The sequence below is a fragment of the Bacillus sp. AR2-1 genome (assembly GCF_008368755.1).
Lineage (GTDB): Bacteria > Bacillota > Bacilli > Bacillales > Bacillaceae_G > Bacillus_A > Bacillus_A wiedmannii.
Genome location: NZ_QORY01000036.1, coordinates 1 through 17,191 on the forward strand (window position 1 = coordinate 1; position 17,191 = coordinate 17,191).

The 17,191-nt window shown below is 35.7% G+C and carries 16 protein-coding genes; 7 read left to right on the forward strand and 9 right to left on the reverse strand.

All coding sequences use genetic code 11. The annotated features are described in order from the left end of the window. Nucleotides 1-108 precede the first annotated feature (108 nt). Entirely contained in the window at nt 109-666 is a 558-nt protein-coding gene (locus tag DT250_RS29260; RefSeq protein ID WP_149214208.1) for an RNA polymerase sigma factor, read from the forward strand. Next, the gene (locus DT250_RS29265; protein ID WP_149214209.1) at nt 632-2,053 is read left to right on the forward strand and encodes an anti-sigma factor; all 1,422 of its coding nucleotides are present in this window, start codon (nt 632-634) and stop codon (nt 2,051-2,053) included. The genes DT250_RS29260 and DT250_RS29265 overlap by 35 nt, the downstream gene beginning before the upstream one ends. A 50-nt stretch (nt 2,054-2,103) precedes the next feature. Here the strand turns inward: DT250_RS29265 and DT250_RS29270 are convergent, their stop codons facing one another. Further along, a complete protein-coding gene (locus tag DT250_RS29270) occupies nt 2,104-3,045 on the reverse strand; it encodes a helix-turn-helix transcriptional regulator (RefSeq protein WP_149214210.1) in 942 nt (313 codons plus the stop codon). A gap of 108 nt (nt 3,046-3,153) precedes the next feature. Between DT250_RS29270 and DT250_RS29275 the strand changes: the two genes are divergently transcribed. After that, nucleotides 3,154-3,675: a dihydrofolate reductase family protein gene (locus DT250_RS29275; protein ID WP_088608973.1), complete on the forward strand. Its 522-nt coding sequence runs from the start codon at nt 3,154-3,156 to the stop codon at nt 3,673-3,675. Nucleotides 3,676-3,694: 19 nt separating this feature from the next. Here DT250_RS29275 and DT250_RS29280 read toward each other — a convergent pair whose 3' ends face one another. Together DT250_RS29280 and DT250_RS29285 are read right to left on the reverse strand one after the other, a co-directional pair. After that, entirely contained in the window at nt 3,695-5,080 is a 1,386-nt protein-coding gene (locus DT250_RS29280) for a sensor histidine kinase (RefSeq protein WP_098133814.1), read from the reverse strand. Nucleotides 5,081-5,091: 11 nt separating this feature from the next. Beyond that, the gene (locus DT250_RS29285; RefSeq protein ID WP_088061870.1) at nt 5,092-5,769 is read right to left on the reverse strand and encodes a response regulator transcription factor; all 678 of its coding nucleotides are present in this window, start codon (nt 5,767-5,769) and stop codon (nt 5,092-5,094) included. A gap of 174 nt (nt 5,770-5,943) precedes the next feature. Between DT250_RS29285 and DT250_RS29290 the strand changes: the two genes are divergently transcribed. From DT250_RS29290 to DT250_RS29305, 4 genes are all read left to right on the forward strand, one after another. Further along, nucleotides 5,944-7,191, forward strand: coding sequence for a cell wall-binding repeat-containing protein (locus tag DT250_RS29290; RefSeq protein ID WP_149214211.1), 1,248 nt, complete (start codon nt 5,944-5,946; stop codon nt 7,189-7,191). Nucleotides 7,192-7,348: 157 nt separating this feature from the next. After that, on the forward strand, nt 7,349-8,800 hold the full coding sequence (locus DT250_RS29295; RefSeq protein ID WP_149214212.1) for a SulP family inorganic anion transporter: 1,452 nt from the start codon (nt 7,349-7,351) through the stop codon (nt 8,798-8,800). A gap of 65 nt (nt 8,801-8,865) precedes the next feature. After that, nucleotides 8,866-9,288, forward strand: coding sequence for a universal stress protein (locus DT250_RS29300; RefSeq protein ID WP_000277996.1), 423 nt, complete (start codon nt 8,866-8,868; stop codon nt 9,286-9,288). A gap of 211 nt (nt 9,289-9,499) precedes the next feature. Beyond that, entirely contained in the window at nt 9,500-9,625 is a 126-nt protein-coding gene (locus DT250_RS29305) for a DUF4027 family protein (RefSeq protein WP_082181333.1), read from the forward strand. A gap of 100 nt (nt 9,626-9,725) precedes the next feature. Here DT250_RS29305 and opp4A read toward each other — a convergent pair whose 3' ends face one another. The 6 genes from opp4A to glpT form a co-directional block, all read right to left on the reverse strand. After that, nucleotides 9,726-11,501 (reverse strand): oligopeptide ABC transporter substrate-binding protein, encoded by a 1,776-nt coding sequence (gene opp4A / locus DT250_RS29310; protein WP_149214213.1) that lies wholly within the window; start codon nt 11,499-11,501, stop codon nt 9,726-9,728. A 12-nt stretch (nt 11,502-11,513) separates the two neighbouring features. Further along, on the reverse strand, nt 11,514-12,419 hold the full coding sequence (locus DT250_RS29315) for an ABC transporter permease (protein ID WP_088061880.1): 906 nt from the start codon (nt 12,417-12,419) through the stop codon (nt 11,514-11,516). Nucleotides 12,420-12,436: 17 nt separating this feature from the next. Then, nucleotides 12,437-13,402, reverse strand: coding sequence for an oligopeptide ABC transporter permease (gene opp4B, locus DT250_RS29320; RefSeq protein WP_088061882.1), 966 nt, complete (start codon nt 13,400-13,402; stop codon nt 12,437-12,439). Between the two features lie 14 nt (nt 13,403-13,416). After that, a complete protein-coding gene (locus DT250_RS29325; protein WP_149214214.1) occupies nt 13,417-14,343 on the reverse strand; it encodes an ABC transporter ATP-binding protein in 927 nt (308 codons plus the stop codon). Continuing rightward, entirely contained in the window at nt 14,330-15,349 is a 1,020-nt protein-coding gene (locus DT250_RS29330; protein WP_000795363.1) for an ABC transporter ATP-binding protein, read from the reverse strand. Before DT250_RS29330 ends, DT250_RS29325 begins: the two co-directional genes overlap by 14 nt. A gap of 283 nt (nt 15,350-15,632) precedes the next feature. Beyond that, the gene (glpT, locus tag DT250_RS29335) at nt 15,633-16,982 is read right to left on the reverse strand and encodes a glycerol-3-phosphate transporter (protein WP_149214215.1); all 1,350 of its coding nucleotides are present in this window, start codon (nt 16,980-16,982) and stop codon (nt 15,633-15,635) included. Nucleotides 16,983-17,191 lie beyond the last annotated feature (209 nt).

Genomic DNA, 17,191 nt, shown 5'->3' on the forward strand with positions numbered 1-17,191 from the left:
GAAATTGGGCTTTTGTTTATTCTATTATTAAATTTTATCTATAAAGGAATTTTGTAGTGTCACAAAGTATATCGCCCATTCGTTATATAGAGTGAGAGGAGGAATTATATGAAAGTCACAAACAACGATTATGAAAAGATGGAAGAGCTATACGAGTTGTACGAACAAAAAATTTATTATGTAGCGTATTCTATTTTAAATAATATTCAGCAGGCTGAAGATGCGGTTCAAGAGACGTTTATTACTCTTTATAAAAACTTGGAAAAGCTCCATAGCTTGAGCACTGAAGAGCTTAAACGCTACATTTTGAGGATCGCGAAAAACAAGGCGATCGATAGTTACCGGAAAAATAAACGACATGAAACATTTTTAGAAGAATATGAAAGAGAATCAATCGAAGCAGTAGACGAAAATATTGAAGAGTGGGAAAAACGTAAAATGTCTGAGGTTCAAATTGATACATTGCTAACAGAATTAAGTGAATCTAACAGACAGGTGTTTAAGTATAAAGTCTTCTATAACTTAACGTATCAAGAGATTTCAAGTGTTATGGGAATAACCGAGGGTAATGCCCGCAAGCAGTTTGAACGCGCTCGAAAACGAGTCCAAAATATGATAGGAGGTATACAACATGACGAATTCAAAGAACTCCAAAGAAATATATGAACTTGCTGAAAAAATTGCTTTAGATGATTTTGATAAACTCGAAGAACAACATGAATTTTCACATACATATACGCGCAAAAAGAAATTGTTTATGGAGGAAATGAAATTGAAAGATGGACAACCGCAGAAAAAGCGTAAAAAACATCGTATGTTAATCGCTGCTGCTTGCTTATTGATTGGCATGCCGACAACCGTTTTTGGAGCAGTAAAAGTCTATAATATGATTGTTCAAAAACAAAATTATGAGGTAAATGTGTCGGTAACAAATAAGGACTCGAAAAAGGATGATAAGTGGTATAAGCTGAAAATCGATAAATTACCAGAAAATATGGAAGCAATTGATGACTCTGCAATGAAATATTCCTTTAAAGATAACTATGCAATGGGGGGATTTTCATTCGCTCTTTGGAGAGTAGGGGGGAATTCAGATTTTCCAACTTTGTACTCGAAAAGTTATGAAGAAAAAGAGATAAATGGTAAGAAGGCAGTAATTGTCCATAGAGAAACTGGTAATAAAGATTTAATGTTTAATAGAGTGGTTTTTCTCTATTTTGAGGAAGAGGGAATTATGTTACAAAGTTATATTGGAAACGATATAAAAGAAGAACAAATGATAGATGTGCTAGGGAGTATTTCACTTGAGCCCACGTCAAAAGAAAAGTCATCACATATAAGCGATTATGATAAAAAGTATTTTAGCCAAGAAGGTAAAACAACTAAGGTGATTCCTTTGAAAAAAGACAGCAAACGACTATTTCATATAGGGCAAAAAGTTCCAGTAACGATATCTATGGATAACAGCCAAATTGAATATGTGATAGAAAAAGTTGAAGTTTTTGATTCAATTAAAGATTTTAAGCAAGAAAACTTTAATGAAATGGGCTTAGGAATACTAAGCAGGAATCAGGCTTTGGATCAAGCTGGACAATTGATACCATATAGAAGGGATAAATATAAAATTGGAAATGGTAAAGATTCAATTGATCAATTAGTAGAGTCAAAATTAGTTCATCCTAAATTTGTCTATCTGACAACAACAGTAAAAAATATTGGTAAAAAGTCGACAGAAGAAATCTATATGACGCCATCTATAAAACTGCTTAAATCTGAAGGTCATGCATGGAACTACGCTAAAGAAGATGGAATCGCAGAAAAAAATATTATGACAGGCGAAGTTGATTATTTAGAGCCTCATGGAGATGGAAAAAGCTTCTACAATATTGGCAGTATCCAACCAGGAGAAACGGTAAAAGTTAATTTAGGTTATTTTGTAGATGAGGATAAACTAGATTCAATCTTCCTGGATGCTTTCCATTACAGTGGTTTTAGTGGAACTGAGAATATGAATTCGAAAAATCGTTGGTGGTTTGACATTCGTCAATCGTAAACATAATAGGAATAATTAGACTAAAAAGCTGCTTATATATAGCAGCTTTTTCAGTCTCCATACATATGTAAAATTTCTTTCGCACGTATACGTAAACCATCTATCAATTCTTTCGGTTCTAAAACTCTTGCATCTTTTCCAATTCTATAAAATAAAGGAGTAATAAAGTTAATTTCACCTTTATCAATTGTTGAATGTATATATCCTGTCCCGTCTTCGTTTACTACCACGAATTCTTCAAGGTAAGGAACGCTTTTACATTGGCGCACGCCTTCTGCTGTTAATGAGACATGTAACTGGGTAGGAATATGCACTACGTTAGAGCTAGAGGCAAACCATTCTTCTAAATTCATGAATGTATCTTTATTTTCTTCTGTTGATAATATAGAAAGAATACGATCAACGCGATACAGTAAAACTTTTTTTCTACTGAAGTCATAGGATGGTAAGTACCATAGCCCATCATGAGCGTATACACCGATAGGATGAACATGTTTTATTTTTATCCCCGATTTAGATTCGTATTGAAAGTGTAAATTTTTATTTTCAATAGCCGCAGTTAGTACTTCGTTTAAAAGAGGTGTATTAATTGTTCTCTTCGGATTCCAAAACGCGATATAAGAACGTATTTTATCAACTTTCGCTTTCGCATCATGCTGTAGAGAGCTATACAGTTTATGTGTAACAGAATTGATTTCTGTGTTAAAAGGTAAGTCTCGATAGTAACTTAAGGACTGAAAAGCAAAAAAGATGGATACTGCTTCTTCTTCGGTAAATAAAATAGGCGGAATGACCCTATTCGTTAATACTTTATATCCTCCGTTACGACCTTGTTCTGCGTAAAGGGGTAATCCCATATCACTTAAATCTAAAATATATCTATGGACAGTACGAACAGAAATGTTAAATTCATCAGCTATTTCCTGAGCTGTAAATGTTCTTTTCGCAGAAGCGAATATAAGAATGTCTAGTAAACGTTTTGCTTTTGACAACTATCTCACTCGTTTCTTTTTTTAACATGACATGAATTGTCATGTTTTAAGGTTAGTATAGTGTGTATAAGGTCATTTTATCAATATACGTTGCAAGGAGGAAAAGAGATGTCACGTGAAGTTGTTTTATTTATAGCTGCTAGTTTGGATGGATATATTGCGAAAGAAAATGATGATTTAGAGTGGTTAATGGAAACGGAAGGAGAGGGAGATAACGGTTATACGGAAATGTATGAAACGATTGATACAATAATTATGGGAAAAAGAACGTACGATTATGTAGTAGAGCATACGGAAACATTCCCATACTTAGATAAAGCATGTTATGTTTTTTCTAACTCAGAAAAAGGTACGAACGGACATGTAGAGTTTGTAAATGAAGATGTAGTGGAGTTTACAAAAAGGTTAAAAGCACAGGAAGGATCTAAAATATGGATGGTCGGTGGAGGGAATTTACTGAAAGAGTTCTTTAAGAATAATCTAATTGATGAATATATCGTTACAATTACACCGCATATATTAGGTTCTGGAGTTCCGTTATTTCAAGAAAAGAATCCAGAAATTAATTTAACTTTAACGGATACGAAACGTTTTGGGCAATTTGTAAATTTATATTATAAAGTAAAATGATAAAGAAACACGACTACTATCAGTAGTCGTGTTTTTGTATAGATGGCAATGAAATGATAAAGCAAGACCCATGATCGACTTCGCTCGTTACAGTAATATTCCCGCCGTGTAGTTCTACAATTTCTTTCACGATAGATAGTCCTAAACCAGTTCCGCCTGTAGCTCGTGATCTTGCTTTATCAACTCGATAAAAACGGTCGAAAATGTGAGGGAGGTCTTCAGGCGGAATACCTTCGCCTTCATCTTCAATTGTAATGGAAATACGTTTATGTTCTTCTGTAACAGAAATATTTATATGAGAATGCTCTTGTGAATGTCTATAAGCGTTATTTAAAATGTTTACCACAACTTGTTCAAATCGCTGTTCATCTAAGTTTATTAGCAGGGTAGGAGGACAAGAGAAAGAAACTTTAATGTATCTTTCTTTATACATGGCATTTACTTTTTCGGCTATGCGAGTAAGGAAGGTGTGTAAATATACTTCCTTTACTTGAATAGAAAAGTTATGTTGTTCCATTTGTGCAAGTGAAAATAAATCTTGAACTAAGTTCGTAATATAATCAGACTCATCTTTTATAATAGATAAATATCGCAAACGTTGCTCAGAAGATGTGTTTTCCTTTAAAGCAATGTCAGCATAACCTCTTACGTATGTTAGCGGTGTTCGTAATTCATGAGCAACACTTGCTAGAAATTCACTTCGCTCTGTTTTCATATAATGTAAATCATTAGCAAGCGTTTGAATAGATGAGGTTAGTTCACCAATTTCATCATTTCGAGTAGTCGTTAATGAAACAGATAAATCGCCTTTACTCATTTTTTCAGTGGCATGTTTCATGTGTAACAATGGTTTTGTTAACAACCGTGATAAGAGAAAGATGGTGATGGCTGTTAATAGAAACGTAATGACTCCGGCAATAATGAATTGTCTTGTTAGTCCGTTAACCATTTCCTCGATTGATTCCGTTCCGAGAAACATATATACGTAGCCTTCCGTTTTTCCTGCCACTATAATGGGGCTAACTGTACATATATAATTAGATGTTTTCCAATGATTCTCTATAATTGCTCCGTCATGATCTGTCCGTGTTTGCATCTTTTCAATGTGCTTTTTTATAGTAGTAGTTATTTCGTTGGATTTAGCTAGCACATCCTTATTGGCATTTGTAATAACGACAGTGGTTTCGGCTTCAGATTCCATTAGGGCAACATGGGAGATTGTTTGCTTATCAAAATACTTTTCAAGGACATCTCGGTGACTATTTCCACGCTTTAATAAAGCTGTCATTTCTTCATTTACTCTATTGTTGACAAGGCTATAATAAAGCAAGACAAATAGAACACTTTCAATTAAAAGTGTAACAATTAAAAAATAAAATCCGAGTTGAATAGATATTCGCTTCATCGTTTTGCTCCTTAATCTAGAGTATCAACCCATCGATACCCGACTCCGTAAACAGTTTTTAAATGATGATCAATAGGGAAATTTACTTTTCGTAATTTATCACGCAAATTACGAATATGTGAATCGACTGTTCTATCTTCTGTATTTGTATTTAGTCCCCAAATTCGTTCAATGAGCTGATCGCGGCTTAATACGTAGTTCACATGACGTAAAAATAACCCGAGTAAAGAGAATTCGATTGGAGTGAGAAGAAGTTCTTCATTATAGACAGAAACGAAATGCTTTGCCTCATCCCATAAAATACCGTGATATTGGATTTGCGCGTGTTGATTCGTTCGCCTTAAAACAGCTTCAATTCTTGCGAAAAGCTCTTCTTCATGGAAAGGTTTCGTTACGTAATCATCCGCTCCAAGTTTTAACCCTTGGATGACATCTACCGTTTGATCACGAGCCGTTACCATAATGATAGGAACGTTACTAAAGGATCGAATTCTTTTGCACGTTTCCCATCCATCCATCTTTGGCATCATAATATCGAGTAAAACAAATTTGAAATTTCGATTTTCTATATGTGAAATAGCTTCTTCCCCGGACACTGCACATACGCAGTTATATCCGATTGGAGTAAGATAAAGCGTTAATAATTCAAGCATTCTCGGCTCATCATCTACGAGTAGTATATCGACCATAGAGTACCTCCGCATTTGTAGTTATTACTTAAATTGTAAGTCAAAATCATGAAGAAATGGTGCAGATTATCATGCATCTGCATAATTTCTTCAGAATTGCTTGTTATTGTAAAGTTGAAATTCCATTTTAGGTAATCATATTGGCTCGAAAACGATTCATATGGAGGCGGTATAGTGAAAAAGATGACCCGAATCTTTGGGATAACAATAATTACAGCAGTTGGTCTTGCTGCATGTGGACAAACGAACACGGATCATAAAAACCATGAATCTAAAGAAGAGAAAAAAACAGAGCAAACGGAAATGAAAATGAATCAGGAGGTAACTGCGCCGAAAGAAATGAACGAAGGTGCATCGAATGATTTATTAACGACAAGTTTAAAAAATGTAACGAGATTAAACACAAACGATCCTTTGCAAATGGCAGTAGTAACTTCGCAAACGATATGGCCAGCAACGCATAAAGAGAATCAGCCAGGCGCTGTTATTTTAGTGCCAGTAAACGAGTGGCAATTAGGTATTGCGAGTGCGGATCTTATTCACCATCCGAATAACGGTCCAATTTTATTTATAGAAAAAGAAAAGGTACCCGAAATGACGTTAAAAGAAATAAAACGATTAAATCCGCTCGGAACGAAAGATGGAACACAAATTATGGTGATGGGGGATGTAGGTCCATCTATCCTTGAGCAATTAAAAGCATATAAAGTAAAGCAAATAAAAGAAACGGATCCAGCTATATTTACTAAAGATGTGGATAAAGAATATGCTGATATAACAGGAAGTTATCCAAATAGTGTTATTATCGGTTCGTCTGAAGAAGAAGGGCGTTTATACACAACACCAGCTGTAAACTGGATTTCTCATATGCCAGAACCGCTTTTATATACAGAAAAAGATAAGGTGCCAGAAGCGACGATAGAGGCATTAAAAATGAGAAAAGATAAAGCGAATATATATGTATTAGGACCAGAAAAAATTATTTCAAAAGCAGTAGAAAAAGAGTTAAGTAAATACGGGAAAGTAACGCGTATTAGTGGGGAGACTCCAACAGAAAATTCGGTTGCATTTGCGAAGTTTAAAGATGAAAAAACGAAATTTGGCTGGGGGTTCACAAAAACAGGTCACGGTTTATCATTTGTTTCAAGCAAAACACCAGATTTAGCAGTTGCAGGAGCACCATTTTCACATATGGGTAAACACGCACCTATTGTATTGTTAGAAGAAGGGAAAGCTTCACAACCAGTGTATGACTTCCTTGCTAGTATTCAGCCGAAGTTTAAAGATGACCCAACGCTTGGACCATATAACCACGGCTTCTTATTAGGAAGTACGAGTGATATTTCATTTGAAACACAAGGTATATTGGATGAGAGGCTAGAGATTGTTCAAGAAAGTGGTCAAGGGCACGGTGGACATTAATAAAGTGAGTAAAGGCGCTGCTAAGGTAGCGTCTTTTTCTTTAGGAAACTTTTACATAGCAAAAATCTCTCTACTCGTTATATAATATCCTTCGTGCAGTCGGCCGAGATTTTCTTATGGAGAAAATCAAATGATAAAAGAGTAGAGGAGTGGTATTTTGTTTCAAACGATAAAAAATGACTGGTTCTCCAATGTGAGAGGAGACGTGCTATCGGGAATTGTCGTTGCTTTAGCGTTAATTCCTGAAGCGATTGCTTTCTCAGTTATTGCAGGCGTGGACCCGACCGTTGGGTTATACGCAGCCTTTTGTATTGCAGTTACCATTTCATTTGTTGGCGGACGAACTGGGATGATTTCAGCTGCAACAGGTGCAATGGCATTATTAATGGTCACGCTCGTTAAGGATCATGGTTTGCAATACTTATTTGCTACAACAATATTAACCGGTATTGTCCAAATTATTTTTGGCGTGTTCAAACTGAGCTCATTTATGAAGTTTGTTCCTAAATCTGTTATGAGTGGTTTTTTAAATTCACTTGGAATTTTAGTTTTTACAGCGCAATTGCCACATTTTAAAAATGCAACTTGGCAAATGTATGCACTTGTCGCATTAGGACTTGTAATTATATATGTATTTCCACGTATTACGACAGCTGTACCGTCTACACTTATTTCCATTATTATTGTGACAAGTATTGCACTTATGAGCGGATTACAGTTAAAAACAGTAGGGGATATGGGAAGCTTGCCGAAAGAATTACCGTTCTTTAGCATGCCTGACGTGCCTTTTACACTTGAGACATTAGGGATTATTTTACCGTACGCAGTTATGCTTGCAATTATCGGTTTACTAGAGTCTTTATTAACAGCTTCAGTTTTAGATGATATGACGCATACGGAAAGTAATAAACATAAAGAGGCACGTGGTCAAGGTATCGCAAACATTGTCGCTGGTTTCTTCGGAGGAATGGCAGGATGTGCAATGATTGGACAATCTGTTATTAATATTAAATCAGGTGGACGAGGTCGTTTATCAACATTTGTAGCGGGTGGATTTCTAATCGTATTACTGTTCGTTTTAGGTGATTATGTCGTTCATATTCCGATGGCAGCTTTAGTTGCAGTTATGATTATGGTTTCAATTGGAACATTTGATTGGAACTCTGTAACAACGATTCATAAAGTACCAAAAGGAAACGCATTTGTTATGATCGTAACAGTTGTGATTGTCTTAATTACACATAATTTAGCATTAGGTGTAATTATCGGAACAGTAATTAGTGCGGTTTTATTTGCATTCAATATGGCAAAGATTCACGTGAAACATTTATATATTGAAAATAAGAAAATATACGAAATTCATGGTCAACTTTTCTTTGCATCTACAGCAGACTTTATAAATAATTTTACATTTGAGGAAGATGTAAAAGAAATTGAGTTGAATTTTACTCACGCACACGTATGGGATGATTCAGCAGTAGCCGCAATTGATAAAGTTATCATGAAGTATGAACAAAGTGACGTGACAGTAAGTATAACGGGATTAAATGAACGAAGCTCGAAAATTATTTCAAATTTAGCTACTTATAATAAAAGAATCGCAAGTTAGAAGCCTCCTTTTTAGGGGGCTTTATTATATAATACGGGTAGGATAACGAAAAGGGGATTCAGCATATGTACAAACAAATTATATTAGCATGTGACGGTTCTGAACATGCACTTCGAGCAGCGGAACATGCAACATATATTGCGAAATGTAGCGAAGAAACAAATGTTGAAGTTGTGTACGTAGTAGATAATAGAACGGCAAAATCAGATATTATACAAGGTCAAACAGATTTAGAAACAATATCGGCTAGTCGAAAAGATAAATTAAAAGAGATTGAAGGTTTATTAAAGAAAGAGAACATTTCTTATAAAATTACGATATTACATGGCGATCCAGGAGATACGATTGTTCAATATGTAAATACAGGGGATATAGATCTCGTTATCGCTGGCAGTAGAGGGTTAAATACATTGCAAGAGATGGTACTTGGTAGTGTCAGTCATAAAATAGCAAAGCGTGTAAAATGCCCGGTGATGATTATAAAGTAAATTGAATGAGATATTTTGTAGTGTAAGCAAGACCTTGATATAATTCGAGGTCTTTTTTGACGTATAAAGGGAGAGAGCTTGGACATACTAGATATATAAGTTTAAAGGGAAATTATTAACTTACAAATTTGTAAGTTAGTTGTTAGTAAAATCGATGTTATGAAAATTTTCCCATTGGTAAAATAAGAGTATCAAAGGGGAGATAGGGAGGATGGAAGCAATGAAATCATTTCAAAATTTATCATACAGTCAAGGGGTAAGCTTAATTTGTTTAGGAGGATTTGCTGCATCTGTTACGTTAGCTGTTGTAATAAAGATGATTCATCAAATCTTTTAATCTTACAGTAGGAAAGGAATTGGTTGTTATTAATAGCGAGAGAAGGGTTATAAATAAAAAATAGCTCCTAGCATGTACCTCAATGCTAGGAGCTATTTTCTTATTTCTCTGTTTCTGCTTTATCGCTTGTTACGCTAACTTTACCCCATTTGTATTGATCTTCTGGTGTATATTTATAATCTTTTACGCGATTATTTACACCTTTTAAATCAAATTTATAATGAAGTGGAATTAATGGTACTTCATCATGAACTAATTTTTGCCATTTATCGTATACATCTTTACGGTACTTTTCATCAGCAGCTTCTGAAGAAATACCTTGTTTTAATAATTCTGTGTTTTTTTCAGTAGCCCAACGTGGGTAATTGAACGCTGCATCTTTAGCCCAAATACCAGAAGGATCTGGATCAGATGCAGTTCCCCAAGCGGCAGCGAAAAGATCAACTTTTGGATCATCTTTTTTAATCATATCGTAGAAGGAGTTGAATTCGTGTAAGCGACCATCAAGAAGTTCTACTTTTAGGCCGATGTCTTTCCAAGATTGAATAAAGAATTTTGCAAGTGGTTCACTTACATCGCTACCACTCATTGATAAGAAATTAGCTTTAAATTCTTTACCATTCGGATCTTCACGGAATCCATCTCCGTTCGTATCTTTATAGCCAGCTTCATCTAATAACTTTTTAGCTTTTTCTACATCTTTATCATAGGCACCAACTTTATTGTTATGATATTTTGGTAGAGATGGTGGGATTGGTGAGTTAGCTGGATAACGTAGGCCATGATATAATTTTTCACCAATTTCTTTTCTATCAATAGCATAAGCCATTGCTTGACGTACACGAACATCTTTAAATTTCTCCTTATCCATCACTACTTCTTCTTTTTCTTTATCCATATGGCCTAACTTAAAGCCGATATAGCTATAGTATAAATCGGTTTTACCGACTAATTGTGCATTTTTTAATTTACTTACATTTGGATACTGATCTGCACTTACTTCAGCAATGTCAATATCACCATTTTTTAAGGACGCGTTAACAACGGAAGGGTTAACAACTTTTAAAACCATGCTTTTCAGCTTTGGTTTTCCGCCATAATAGTCATCAAAACGTTCAAATTCAACGGATTCTCCAGGAGTAATTTTCTTCACTTTAAAAGGTCCGAAACCAATTGGGTTTTTACGGATTTTATCAGACTCTGCTAATTTATCGATTGGTACATCTCCTAAGTATTTCTTATGAAGAGGATATGCCCAAAGTCCAGTTTTCACTGAAGGATTCGGTTCTTTAAACGTAATCGAAATTGTTTTTGGGTCCGTTACCTTGATACCTGAAATTTTTTCAGCTTTTCCATTGTGGTAATCTTCCATACCTTCAATCATTTGCATTTGAGTGTCATAGCGAGAACCAGCATATTGTTTGCTACCAATTACTAGATAAGAGTATTCTAAATCCTCAGCAGTAACAGGGTTTCCATCATGCCATTTTACATTATCTTTAATTTTTAGTGTAATTGTCTTTTTATCTTTAGAAATTTCATATGTAGCAGCACCATCATTCGTGTATTCCCAGTTTTCGTCATTTGATAATAAAGATTCATCAAAAATTGTAATGACCTGGTTATCAGGATCTCCTTCATATACAGCGAAGTTCAAAAGTCCTTCAAATGGTGTGTTAGAAACAAGACCATATGTTAATGAACCATCTTTAATTTCCTTTTTATCATTTTTAACAGATGCACTAAATTTATTTGTATCTACTTTTTTTGTGCTGCTCGTTTTTTCACTACCACTACTGCCCCCACATGCTGAAAGTAGTAATGTTGAAACTGCAAGTGTACTTAATACTTTGAAAAACTTTGGCTTATTTGTCATTTCTTCCACCCCTTATCCTTTTCTTTGTCTTGCGTCGGCCGAACGGCGTAGCGCTTGACCAATAAAATTTATACACAGCATCAATGTTAAAATCATGATTGATGCGGGTAACCAAATCCACCATTTCTCTTGTAATACATCTGGATTTCTAGCATAACTAACAAGTGTACCAAGGCTTGGTGTACTTTCTGGTAGACCAAATCCTAAGAAGGTTAGACCAGATTCAATACCGATGTTTCCAGCAAGGTTTAATGTAACGCTAACAATGATAATGGAACTTAAGTTAGGTAGTACTTGGAAAAGAATGATCTTCCAGTTTGGTGTTCCTAAAGTTTTTGATGCAGAGACATAATCGAGTTCTTTTTCAGTTAATACTTTTGAGCGAATTAATCTTGCCTTTCCTGTCCATAAGAACACGCTCATAATTAAAATGAAAGTGAAGATATTGAATGTAGGAACAAGTGTAATAAATACAATTACAAGCATTAAAAATGGTAAAACCATAACAAAGTCGATAATGCGCATAATGATATTATCAATTGCTCCTCCAAAATAACCGGCAATTAATCCAATTGAAAGGCCAATTACACAAGAAAGAATAGTAATTGCTAATCCAATTGTAAAGGAGTTACGTGTACCAATAATAAGTTGGCCGAAAATGTCGCGTCCTCCGTAATCTGTTCCTAACCAATGTTCAGCAGAGGGAGGAGCATAAATAGCGAATAAATCAACTCGTACAATATCTTCTTGTTTCATAATAAAAGATGTTGCGTAGACTGCTAGTAATAAGATTGCTAGGAAAATAAGTGAAAACATTGCTAATTTATCTTTACGAAGTTCTCGCCACATAATAGAGAAACCAGAAGGGCTTTTTTCGTAATGAATAACTTCAGTTTGTTTTTCAGGGTTTGCTAACATAACGTCATCTCCTTTCTTTAATCAATACGAATACGTGGATCGACGATGCTTAGAATAATATCTGAAAGGAGAGTTCCAAGTAACGTTGCAAATCCAGTAAACATAACGAGTGCAGTTATTACACTAAAATCACGCTGAGAGATAGATTGTATAAATAGTTGTCCAATTCCTGGATAGCTAAAAATACTTTCTAAAAAGATGGCACCGCCAACTAATCCTGTAATTTCATAGCCTAAGAAGGCTGCAATTGGTAAGAATGAATTTCGTAAAATATGTCTAGAATAGATTTTTGATTCTGGAACACCCTTTGCTCTTACTGTACGCACAAAATCTTTATGTTTCGTATCAATAATTTCGCTTCGTAAATATTGAACCGTACCAACTGTCGCAATTAATGCACCAGATAAAGCTGGTAATAGCATGTGATTCAATTTGCTTAAATAGTAAGCAAATGTACCTGTTGCAACTTGAGGATCAACGCTACCGCCGGTTGGGAATATTGCAAACTTAAATCCGAATAGGAAGAGCATAATTAATGCAAATATAAATAGTGGTGTAGCAAAACCTAGATAGTTGTAAATGGTAATGAGTCGATCAGCCCATGTATCATTCCACCGCCCACTTATAACTCCTAGTGGTATGGCAATTAAATAGGTAAGGATAAGAATAACAAGTGCTAAAGATACTGTATTTCCAAGTCGTTCTCCAATTAAATCGGTTACTTTCATTTTATGTGCATAGGAAATACCGAAGTCACCTTGGGCTGCATTTTTAATCCAGCGAACATATTGTGTTGCAACTGGGTCATTTAATCCAAGCTTTTCACGTTGTTCTTCAATCACTTTTGGATCCGCTTTTGGATTCATTGCTCTGCCGGTTAAGGCATCGCCTGGCATTGCCTTAGCTAATAGAAAGACAAGTACACTTAACACGAATAATTGCGGGATCATCACTAAAAATCTCCGTAATATAAACTTCCACATGTTTTATCACTCCCTTATGGTAATGCCACCCGGTGCGTTGGCGAGATTGCTTTTAAGTCATAAGCACGACCGTTTTCATTGAAATAATTTTCGTATGATTTCTCGTATTCAGAGCTTACTTGTTGACGGAGCTCACGCTGTCTCTCTCTGTTTTCAGGACGAATATCAGGAATTGCTGATATTAGGCGCTTCGTATAAATATGTTGCGGATTACTATAAATTTCTGCACTAGTTGCTTCTTCGACAATGCGTCCGCGATACATAACACCGATACGATCACACATATGACGAATTACACCTAAATCATGACTAATGAATAAGTATGTTAGTCCGAGCTCAGCTTGTAAATCTTGCAAGAAGTTTAATACTTGTGCTTGTACAGAGACGTCAAGCGCAGATACTGGCTCATCAGCAATAATAAGCTTCGGTTTTAATGTAAGAGCACGTGCAATACCAATCCGCTGCCTTTGCCCGCCGGAAAATTCATGTGGATATTTATAAATTGACTCTGGATTTAGACCAACTTTATCAAGATATTCTTGAACCGCTCTACGTTCTTCATCAGGTGAGAGCTTCTCAAAATTTCGAAGAGGCTCAGCAATAATGTCGAGAACACGTTTCTTCGGATTTAATGATGAATAAGGATCTTGGAAAATCATTTGAATATCTTTTCGTTGTTCACGTAGCTCGGAGCGACTTAATTTTGTTAAATCTCTATTATTAAAATGAATGCTACCCTCTGTTGCTTTCGTTAAATGCATAATTGCTTTACCCGTTGTTGATTTGCCACTTCCAGATTCACCAACGATCCCGTATGTTTCACCCGGTTGTAATTCAAAACTTACACCATCGACAGCACGCACGTAATCTAATGTGCGGCCGAAGAAACCACCTTTAATTGGAAAATGTACTTTTAAATCTTCTACTTTAAGCAGTGCCATGAGCTACGTCATCTCCTTTCTTATCTTGGAAGTTGAAATGCTTGTAGCAAGTACAACGTACCCAATGGTCTGGTTTTACTTCATGTAAAATTGGATTTTCCTCGTGTTGATCAGGTCTAATCCATGGAATTCGAGCTTGGAAGCGACAACCTGTGCGAGGAAGCTTCGCTAACGAAGGAACGACCCCTTGAATTACATGCAATTTTTCTTTTTCACCATACGCAGATGGAATGGAGTTTAATAGAGAACGAGTATATGGGTGAAGAGGGTTGTTAAAAATCTCTTCAACTTTTCCTGTCTCTACAACTTGTCCAGCGTACATAACGACGATACGATCTGCTGTTTCTGCGACAACACTTAAATCATGAGTAATTAAAATGATGCCCATTTTCGTTTGTTCTTGAATAGATTTTAGTAAGTCTAAAATTTGTGCTTGGATGGTTACGTCAAGAGCCGTTGTTGGCTCATCCGCAATAATGAGTGCTGGGTTACAAGCAATTGCAATTGCGATAACAATTCTTTGTCTCATTCCGCCAGATAATTCGTGTGGGTATTGTTTATATGTAAGTTCTGGTTTTGGAATACCAACTTGATGAAGTAGTTCTAAGGTGCGTTCTTTTTTTTCAACTTTTGAAAGGCTTGTGTGGTAGTCTAAGTTTTCTTCGATTTGTTTTCCAACTGTCATAAGAGGATCGAGTGCTGTAAGAGGTTCTTGGAAAATCATACCGATGTTTGATCCGCGTACTTTATTCATCTCTGCGGCTGACATAGTTAGTAGATCCTTATCTCTATAGTTAAGCTGCCCTTGTAATTTTGTATTTGCTTCATTATGCAGTCGCATAATAGAAAGGGCAAGTGCACTTTTTCCGCAACCTGATTCACCAACTATCGCGACAATTTCATTTTCATGGACAGTTAACGAAACATCATCAACTGCGGCATGATAGTGATCTTGTATGCGAAAGGAAGTCTGTAAGTTTTCAATGCGAAGAAGTGGATTCTTCATGGCTATCCCTCCATCTTTTCTGAAAAGACTAAATATTTTGTATGTTGTTGTTATTTTAATATAAATTTACAATGTTTGACAAGCATAAGTTGAGAAAATATTCAAAAATCTTTTTATACAGAGATTGAATGCTGTTATATAAGGGATTGAAGTTAGTTGAAAACGCTAACATATAAAAAGAGGAGAATAAATCTTTTGTAAGAAAAAAGATTTATATGTAGAAAAAAGAGAGGTGTTCTGGAAAGAACAGCCTCTCTTTTTTTGATAAGAATAATATTAGTACTTAAGCTTGTTTTGGTTTTGCAGATCCTGTCTTTAAAGTAAGAGCAAGGAAGAACATTGCAAGTACACAAGATACAAGTAATAAGATGAATCCGCCATCCCATCCGAATGCATCGACGATAAAGCCCATAGCTGCGCTAGCAAAAGTAGCTCCACCTAGGTAACCGAAGAACCCAGTTAAACCAGCGGCAGTTCCAGCAGCTTTTTTTGGTGCTAAGTCTAGTGCGTGTAGGCCGATTAACATAACAGGTCCGTAAATTAAAAATCCAATCGCGACAAGTGCGATACTATCAACCATTGGATTACCAGGAGGGTTTAGCCAGTAAACAAGAACGGCGATAAATACACCAACCATAAATAAAATACCAGCAGGTGCGCGGCGCCCTTTAAATAGTTTATCACTCATCCATCCGCAAAGAAGTGTACCTGGAATACCAGCCCATTCATATAGAGCGTAAGCTGTACGGGAGCTATTATGAGTGAAACTTTTTTCCTCTACTAAATAGGTAGGAGCCCAGTCTACAACGCCGTAACGTACGAAATAAACGAAAACGTTCGCGATAGCGATGTACCATAAAAATTTATTGTTTAGTACGTATTTAAATAAAATTTCTTTTACTGAAAGTTCGCGTTCTCGATCTTTTACTTTTTCATCTGATGGATATTCTCCAGTATGTTCTTCGATAGAAGGTAATCCACAAGATTGAGGTGTATCTCTCATCGTAATTAATACATAAATACCAACTAAAATTGAAAGAATACCTGGGAAGTAAAAAATACTCTTCCAGTCATTTGCGAAGAAGTATAAGCCTAATGTCACAAGAGAAGGCATAAGCGCGCCACCGACATTATGAGCAACGTTCCAAATAGACATTTTTGTACCACGTTCACTAATAGAGAACCAGTGAACCATCGTACGACCACAAGGAGGCCATCCCATACCTTGTACCCATCCATTTAAAAACTGAAGGACAAACATAAGTATAATGCTCGTTGTAATGAAAGAAAATGAGCCGAAAATAATATTAATGATACCTGATAAAAATAGCCCAGCTGCTAAAAAGTAGCGAGGATTACAACGGTCGGATACGATACCCATAAGAAATTTACTTAATCCGTAAGCGATAGATACTGCTGAAAGGATAACCCCAAGTTCCCCTTTACTAAAGCCTTGTTCGATTAAGTATGGCATCGCTAGTGAAAAGTTTTTTCGAACAAAGTAGTAACCTGCGTAGCCGATGAAGATACCTAAGAATACTTGTAAACGTAATTTACGGTATTCGCTATCAATGCGATCAGCTGGTAAGCGTTCCGCGTGGGGCGCAGGCTTAAATAATTGTGTGAAAAACATAAAATGAAAATCCTCCCCTAATGAATTCGAAATGTTGTAAGTCAGAGAGAATATAAAAAGGCCATGAAATATAAAAAAGTTTCCTTTTTTATGATTCATAGCCGTATACTCCGATTCTCCGTGACTGTCAATATTAACTTCGTCGAAAATTATACAACTTTGTGACAGAAATGTAAACGTTTTTATAAATAAAAAGTGTTGACGGATTT

Bases quoted from the DNA above. Each gene is read 5' to 3' on its own strand.
- DT250_RS29260 (WP_149214208.1), top strand. From the start codon at position 109: ATGAAAGTCACAAACAACGATTATGAAAAGATGGAAGAGCTATACGAG.
- DT250_RS29325 (WP_149214214.1), bottom strand. From the start codon at position 14,343: ATGGCACTGCTTAAAGTAGAAGATTTAAAAGTACATTTTCCAATTAAA.
- DT250_RS29300 (WP_000277996.1), top strand. From the start codon at position 8,866: ATGTACAAACAAATTATATTAGCATGTGACGGTTCTGAACATGCACTT.
- DT250_RS29280 (WP_098133814.1), bottom strand. From the start codon at position 5,080: ATGAAGCGAATATCTATTCAACTCGGATTTTATTTTTTAATTGTTACA.
- DT250_RS29285 (WP_088061870.1), bottom strand. From the start codon at position 5,769: ATGGTCGATATACTACTCGTAGATGATGAGCCGAGAATGCTTGAATTA.
- opp4A (WP_149214213.1), bottom strand. From the start codon at position 11,501: ATGACAAATAAGCCAAAGTTTTTCAAAGTATTAAGTACACTTGCAGTT.
- DT250_RS29315 (WP_088061880.1), bottom strand. From the start codon at position 12,419: ATGTTAGCAAACCCTGAAAAACAAACTGAAGTTATTCATTACGAAAAA.
- opp4B (WP_088061882.1), bottom strand. From the start codon at position 13,402: ATGTGGAAGTTTATATTACGGAGATTTTTAGTGATGATCCCGCAATTA.
- DT250_RS29330 (WP_000795363.1), bottom strand. From the start codon at position 15,349: ATGAAGAATCCACTTCTTCGCATTGAAAACTTACAGACTTCCTTTCGC.
- glpT (WP_149214215.1), bottom strand. From the start codon at position 16,982: ATGTTTTTCACACAATTATTTAAGCCTGCGCCCCACGCGGAACGCTTA.
- DT250_RS29275 (WP_088608973.1), top strand. From the start codon at position 3,154: ATGTCACGTGAAGTTGTTTTATTTATAGCTGCTAGTTTGGATGGATAT.
- DT250_RS29265 (WP_149214209.1), top strand. From the start codon at position 632: ATGACGAATTCAAAGAACTCCAAAGAAATATATGAACTTGCTGAAAAA.
- DT250_RS29305 (WP_082181333.1), top strand. From the start codon at position 9,500: ATGGAAGCAATGAAATCATTTCAAAATTTATCATACAGTCAAGGGGTA.